This window comes from Paraburkholderia madseniana (genome assembly GCF_009690905.1).
In the GTDB taxonomy this organism is placed as follows: Bacteria; Pseudomonadota; Gammaproteobacteria; order Burkholderiales; family Burkholderiaceae; genus Paraburkholderia; species Paraburkholderia madseniana.
Window position 1 is genome coordinate 20,479 of the sequence record NZ_VOSW01000114.1, and the last position, 6,856, is coordinate 27,334.

At 63.8% G+C, this 6,856-nt stretch carries 6 protein-coding genes; 4 read left to right on the forward strand and 2 right to left on the reverse strand.

Translation table 11 applies throughout. The features are described 5' to 3' along the window. The first annotated feature begins 35 nt into the window (after positions 1-35). Both FSO04_RS38295 and FSO04_RS38300 read left to right on the forward strand, forming a co-directional pair. On the forward strand, positions 36-1,145 hold the full coding sequence (locus FSO04_RS38295; RefSeq protein ID WP_154566654.1) for a porin: 1,110 nt from the start codon (positions 36-38) through the stop codon (positions 1,143-1,145). A gap of 2 nt (positions 1,146-1,147) precedes the next feature. Beyond that, complete coding sequence (locus tag FSO04_RS38300; RefSeq protein ID WP_233465154.1) at positions 1,148-2,266, forward strand: nucleoside hydrolase; 1,119 nt, start codon at positions 1,148-1,150, stop codon at positions 2,264-2,266. Positions 2,267-2,328: 62 nt separating this feature from the next. Here the strand turns inward: FSO04_RS38300 and FSO04_RS38305 are convergent, their stop codons facing one another. Beyond that, entirely contained in the window at positions 2,329-3,255 is a 927-nt protein-coding gene (locus tag FSO04_RS38305; RefSeq protein WP_154566655.1) for a LysR family transcriptional regulator, read from the reverse strand. A gap of 83 nt (positions 3,256-3,338) precedes the next feature. Here FSO04_RS38305 and FSO04_RS38310 point away from each other — a divergent pair, with 83 nt between their 5' ends. Together FSO04_RS38310 and add are read left to right on the forward strand one after the other, a co-directional pair. Next, a complete protein-coding gene (locus tag FSO04_RS38310) occupies positions 3,339-4,685 on the forward strand; it encodes an NCS2 family permease (protein ID WP_154566656.1) in 1,347 nt (448 codons plus the stop codon). A 111-nt stretch (positions 4,686-4,796) separates the two neighbouring features. Further along, positions 4,797-5,894 carry an adenosine deaminase gene (gene add, locus FSO04_RS38315; protein WP_154566657.1) on the forward strand — a complete coding sequence of 366 codons (1,098 nt, stop codon included), beginning with the start codon at positions 4,797-4,799 and terminating at the stop codon, positions 5,892-5,894. Positions 5,895-5,938: 44 nt separating this feature from the next. Here add and FSO04_RS38320 read toward each other — a convergent pair whose 3' ends face one another. Next, positions 5,939-6,799, reverse strand: a complete 861-nt coding sequence (locus FSO04_RS38320) for a LysR family transcriptional regulator (protein ID WP_154566661.1) — start codon at positions 6,797-6,799, stop codon at positions 5,939-5,941. Positions 6,800-6,856: the final 57 nt, after the last annotated feature.

Below are 6,856 nucleotides of genomic sequence, written 5' to 3' on the forward strand. Positions count from 1 at the left end.
CGCTCGGCGCCCTCCTTTCCCGCTACTGGACCACGATGAAACTACTCAAGTTCGCCCCTCTCGCGATTGCCGGCGCGCTCTCCAGCGCCGCCCATGCGCAAAGCAGCGTGACGCTGTATGGCCTGATTTCGGCGGGCGTCGGCTATGCGACGAATCAGGGCGGCAAGAACGCGTGGCAGGCACTTTCGGGGACCAACCAGAACCCGCGCTGGGGTTTGAAGGGCATCGAAGATCTGGGCGGTGGCACGACCGCGATCTTCCAACTGGAAAACGGCTTTAACGTGATGACCGGCACCGCGTCGCAAAACGGCCGCGAATTCGGCCGGCAGGCGTTCGTCGGGCTCGCCAGCAAGACGTACGGTACGTTGACCTTCGGCCGTCAGTACGACACGGTGCACGACTACGTCGGCCCGGTGATCATCGCGAGCAACGGCGTCAACATCGGCGACAACGACAACGGCTATAACGATATCCGCGTGCAGAATGCGGTGAAATACGTGACGCCCGACTATCACGGCCTGAAGGCCACCGCCGAGTACGGTTTCAGCAACGCCACCGGTTTCGCCAACAACAATGCGTACAGCTTCGGTGCCGGTTACGAGAACGGCCCCCTGAAGTGGAGCGTGGTCTACGCGCAGTACAACCACCCGTTTAGCGCGACCAATCCGGACGGCGCGATTTCGAACGACTATGCGTCGTCGCTGCTTATCTTCGCGAAGAGCGCACTGCATCCGGCCGCGTATGCGAGCAAGCAGCGCATCTTCGGCACGGGCGGCTTCTATACGGTCGGCCCTGCGCAATTTGCAGCGCTCTTCACCGATGTCCGCTACGATTATCTCGACGGTTCGCATCTGCATTTGCAGAACTACAACCTGAACCTGAACTACCACGTGACGCCCGCGCTCATTCTCGGCGCAGCGTATGCCTTCACTGACGGCAAATACGATGTGATCAACACGAGCCCCAAATGGCATCAGGTCAATCTGCAAGCCGACTATTTCCTGTCGAAACGCACCGACGTCGCGCTGACGGTGATCGCGCAGCAAGCTGCTGGCGACGCGCAACACGCGCAGATTTTCGCCTATGCGCAATCCACCGGCATCCGTCAGATGATCACGACGGTCGGCATGCGCCACGTATTCTGACGATGATGAACGCCTTCGATCCAACGCAGGACCGGCGCGCGTTTTTGCGCACGGCCATGGGACTCGCTGCGGGTGCATCGGCGTGGCCGATGCTGGCCGCCGCTGCAGGAGGTGCCGGAGCGGCTGACGCGGCCAGCGGCACGTCCTCTTCGAGCGCCCCCGCCTTGCAAAGCGGCACGCGCCGCAGCGTGATCATCGATTGCGATCCCGGTCAGGACGACGCGATTGCGATCCTGTTCGCCCTCGGCGCGAGCGACCGGCTCGACGTGCGCGCGATCACGACGGTCGCGGGCAACGTGCCGCTCAATCTCACCGAACGCAACGCGCGCATCGTGCGTGACTGGGCCGAGCAGTCGCAATCGCTGCCGGTGTATGCGGGCTGCCCGAGCCCGCTCACGCGCGAACTGATCACGGCCGCCAACGTGCACGGCAAGACCGGTCTCGAAGGTGTGCCGCTGCATGAACCGCTCGCGCCTCTCGCGTCGCAGCATGCGGTCGCCTTCCTCATCGACACCTTGCGCGCGGCGCCGCCGCATAGCGTGACGCTGTGCGCGCTCGGGCCGTTGACCAACCTCGCTACCGCGTTCGCCGAAGCACCGGAGATCCGCAACGGCATCCGCGAAATCGTGCTGATGGGCGGCGCCTTCTTCGAGCGCGGCAACATCACGCCCGCGGCCGAGTTCAACATCTATGTCGACCCGCAGGCCGCGCAAGTCGTGTTTGCGAGCGGTGTGCCGATCGTCGTGCTGCCGCGCGACGTCGCCGTGAAAGCGCCGATCACGCCGGCCCGGATCGCGCCGATTCGCGCGCTCGGCAATCGCTGCGGCACCATGGCCGCCGACATCATGGCCGCGGAAGTCGCGTATCAGAAGGGACGCCGGGGCATTGAAGAAGCGCCCATGTACGACCCTTGCGCGACCGGCTATCTGATCGAGCCGTCCCTGTTCAAGGGACGCGAGGTCAACGTGATGATCGAGACAGTCGGCGAATGGACGCTCGGTGAAACCGTAGTGGACTGGAGCGGACACAGCGGCCGCAAGCCGAACGCGACCTGGATCACCGAAGTCGACGCGGACGGTTTTTATGCCGCCTTGCGCGCACGGCTCGCCACACTGCCGTGAAGCGGCGAACGCGTGAACTCGTGAAAGGCTCGGTAACGGTCATGCATACCGCACGCGTTGTGTCAGATATGCGCGGCGAGCCATTCGCGGCAAGCACGCACGTGCGGGCCGCGGTCGTCGCCGGCGAGCGAAATCAGTGCGATCGAACGGGTGACGCGCGGCTTGTCGAGGCGCAACGCGATCAGTTCCGTGTCGTGCAGATGCATGGTGTAGAGACTGGGCAGCACTGCAATCGCCAGACGGTTGCGCACGAGTTCGTACAACGGCTCCGTGTACTCGACGCGGTAGGCGACCGTCAGTTGCAGACCTTCGGCCCCGCCGGTGCGCTGCAATGCATCGCTGACACTACCGCGCACGAACACCGCGAGGTCGCGGCCCACCAGCTTTGCCCACGCGAGGCTCTTTTTCTGCGCGAGCGGATCGTCGCGCCGCACCACCACCACGATCTGATCCTCGAACAGGTCCTGGTAGCGCAACGCGGCTTCGCCGTCGTTGTCCGCCGCGGCCGCATCGGGTTCGTGCACACCCACGCCGAAATCGACTGCCCCCTGGCGCACGGCATCAATCAAGGCGGTGTTCGGCATGTCGTTCAACGTGAAGCGCAGCGACGCTTGTTGTGCGCGCAACAAGGTGAGCGCGGGCAACAGGCGCGCCGCAGCCGACGGAATCAGTCCGATACGCACCGTCTGCACGCGTTCGGCGAAGGTGCTCGCCATATCGTCGAAGGTGCCGCGCGCCTGATTGAGCAGACGCTCCGCCAGCGGCAACACGCTGGCGCCCGCATGCGTGAGCGTCAGCCGATGCGCGGAGCGCGCGAACAACGGGCCGCCGAGCAGGAACTCGATCTGCCGGATCGCCGCGGTCAGCGCAGGCTGCGTCAAGGCGAGCGACTGCGCGGCCTGCGTGAAGCTGCGTGCATGCGCAAGCGTCACGAAGTACTGGATTTGCCGCAGCGTGAGCGCGGGCAAGAGGGACGAACGGTCGGTCATGGAGAGCAATGCATCGACGCAATGCGCAGCAGTATAAATGGCGTGGTTACAGGATGAATCAATTGATCAATAACGAATCTTCAATGCCTACAGCAAACAACCTGGCACCCGCAGCGCGCGACGGCTGGCTCGAACGGCGTTTCGCACTCGTCGAACGCAAGACCAGCGTGCGTATCGAAACGATCGCCGGCATCACGTCGTTTCTGGCGGCCGCCTATCTGCTGGTGGTGATTCCGTCGCTGCTGTCGGCGGGCGGCATGGATCGCGGCGCGGCGACGACCGCAACGATTCTGGTGTTCGTGCTGAGCACGGTGCTGATGGCGCTGTATGCGAATCTGCCGTTTCTGGTGGGGCCCGGCATCGGCGGCTCGGTGATTCTCGGCATTACGCTCGCAGGCGAGCATGTCGCGTGGCAGACGGGCCTCGGCATCGCCTTCGTGTCCGGCGTGCTGTTTCTGATCCTGACGCTGGTGGGCGCGCGCAGTCTCGTGGTGCGGCTGATTCCGGCGCAAATCAAGCTTGGGCTTGGCGCCTCGATCGGCTTGTTCATCGCGGTGCTCGGCTTCCGTAATGCGGGGATGGTGGTCGCCAACGCGAAAACCAATGCGCTCGCGCTCGGCGATTTCTCGCGGCCCGGCACCCTGGTCGCCTTGATCGGCCTTGGCGCGGCTGTCGTGCTGCAGGGCCGCCGCGTGCCCGGCGCGATCTTGTGGGCGATCCTGATTGCGGCCGCTGCCGGTGTGCCGCTCGGTGTCACACATATGCCCGCGTCGTTTCTGTCGTGGCCGCATAGCATCGCGCCGATTGCGTTCAAGCTCGACATTGCGAGCGCCTTGAGCGTGGCCGCCATTCCGTATCTGTTCGTGTTCTTCGCGGCGGAGTTTTTCTCGACGCTCGGCACCACGCTCGCGGTCGGCGCCAAAGCGGATCTGCTCGACGAAAACGCGAATCTGCCGAATATCAACCGCCCGTTTCTCGTCGATTCGATTGCGGCGACGCTCGGTCCGGTGTTCGGCATTCCGGCGCTCACGGCGCTTGTGGAATCCGCGGCAGGTGTTGAAGCGGGTGGACGTACGGGCCTTTCTTCGCTCGCGGCCGCCGCGATGTTCGCACTAATGCTGTTGTTCGTGCCGGTCGCGCTGGCCATTCCGAAAGAAGCCACCGCGCCCGCGTTGATCCTGATCGGACTATCGATGTTCAGCACGATTCGCCATACGCATTTCGACGACTTCAGCGACTCGCTGCCCGTTCTTTCGATGGTGCTGCTCACGCTGATGTCGAACAGTTTCGGCACCGGCATTGCGGGCGGTCTGCTCTGCTATGTGCTCGTCAAGCTGCTCGCCGGACGTTTCCGTGAAGTACCGTGGGGCCTCTATGTGCTGGCCGTGCCGCTCGGCTATTACTTCTATACCGTGGTCAAGCCGCATTGAGATTTGCACCTTAGCAACTTTGTTACCCGACTTTGCTGCACATTGTTATCCTGCATTCGCACTAAACTGAATTAGCGTCGAGTTTTACGCACTACCGAAAACCATACCGACATGAAAGAGACATTGGGCAACGTGCCCGCATCGCGCCTTGGCATTACGCTCACCGATGCCCATCGCGCCTTCTTCACCGCCCTGCCGAAGGTCGAATTGCATTGCCACCTGCTGGGCGCGGTGCGTCACGAGACCTTTATCGCGCTCGCTGAAAAGAGCCGCGCGCCGATCGACCGCGAAGAGATCGACGCGTTCTATACTCGCGGCGAAAAGCCCGTCGGCGTGCTGCGTGTGCTGCGCGCGCTCGACGAGCATCTGCTCACGCATGCGGACGACCTGCATCGCATCGCCTACGAATATCTCGCCGATGCCGCCGCACACCAGGTACGTCATAGCGAATTCTTCTGGAATCCTACCGGCACGGTACGCGTCTCGAAGATTCCCTATGCGGATGCGCAAGCGGCCATCGTCACCGCGATTCGCGACGCCGCGCGCGATTTCGGCATCAGCGCGCGACTGATCCCGAGCATCGACCGCGAAGCCGATCCCGACGAAGCGGTCGCACTGGTCGACTGGATGTGCGCGCATCGCGCGGACGAAGTAGCGGGCCTCGGCATCGACTATCGCGAGAACGACCGGCCACCTGAGTTGTTCTGGAAGGCGTACCGCAATGCGCGCAACGCCGGCTTCAAGACCACCGCGCATGCGGGCGAATTCGGCATGCCATGGCGCAATGTCGAGACGGCCGTGGACCTGCTCCATTGCGACCGGATCGATCACGGCTATACGATCGTCGACAACCCGCAGTTGGCGGCCCAATACGCGGAACGCGGCATCGTGTTCACCGTGGTGCCGACCAACTCCTACTATTTGCGCACGCTCGCCCCGGAAGTCTGGGCCGAACAGCATCCGATGCGGCGCATGCCGGGTCTGGGCCTGAAAATTCACCCGAACACCGACGACCCGACACTGCACAAAGTGACGCCAAGCGAAGCATGGCAATTGATGTATAGCCACTTCGGCTTCAGCATCGCCGAGTTGCGGCAGTTCATGTTGAACGGCATCGACGGCGCATGGGTCGACGATGCAACGCGCCACGCATGGCGCGCGGCGTGGGGTGTGGAGTTTGACGCGTTAGCGGCGGCCTTGCCCGCTTAAGTGCGGACAGCGCCTCGGCTCAGGCTAGCCACTCCCGCACGGTTTCATTCACCAATCCACGACCCGCGCAAATCGCTGTCGTGCAGCAATTGCAGCAACGTGCCCGCCGGACGGCTCAGCCGTTTGGCGGCCAGCGCGATGAACTCCACCGAGGGCAGTGTCGGCAGACTGGCCGCGTTGAGCGGCGGTGTCAGGCCCCGCGCGGCCAGATACTGTGGCCGAACCGTGATACCGAGCCCACCGCGCGCAGCCGCAATGCAGCCCGAGTGACTGCTGCTCGTACACACCACCTGCCAGCTAAAACCGGCTTCGGCGAGCGCGTCGAGCACCACCGCCCGCGTCACGCTCGGCTCCGCGACCAGAATCAGCGGCAACGGCTGGCTAAGATCGACCAGCGTGCCGGTGCGCGCCAGCCACTCCAGCCGCCCCGTGAACAGCGGCACGCCGCGCCGGTCACCCAGACGGCGCTTGCCGACCAGCAGATCGATCGAACCGGCGTCCAGCAATTCATATAGCTTGCCGGTCATGCCGATCGTGATTTCCAGTTCGACATCGGGATGCGCGTCGCGAAACGCCGCCAGCACCGTAGGCAGCGGCCCGAGCGCGACGTCGTCCGACGAGCCGAGTCGCACGCGCCCTTTCAGGCGCGGCGCGCGAAACTGCGATTCGGCCCGCGCGAGCGCTTGCAGGATCACGCTGGCGTGCGCGAGCATGGCCTCGCCATCCGGCGTCATCGCGAGCGAATGGGTGTCGCGAACGAACAGGCGCCGCCCGACGCTCTGTTCGAGCCGGCGGATGTGTTCGCTAACGCTCGACTGCGTGAGGTCGAGTTGCCGCCCCGCCTCAGTGAAGCTATGGCAGGCCGCGACTGTCGCGAAGGTCTTGAGCCAGATGGGATTGAGCATGCCTGTCATTGTGACCCTGGTCATCGGCAAAGTCGATAACAGTCAACAACCCTAGTG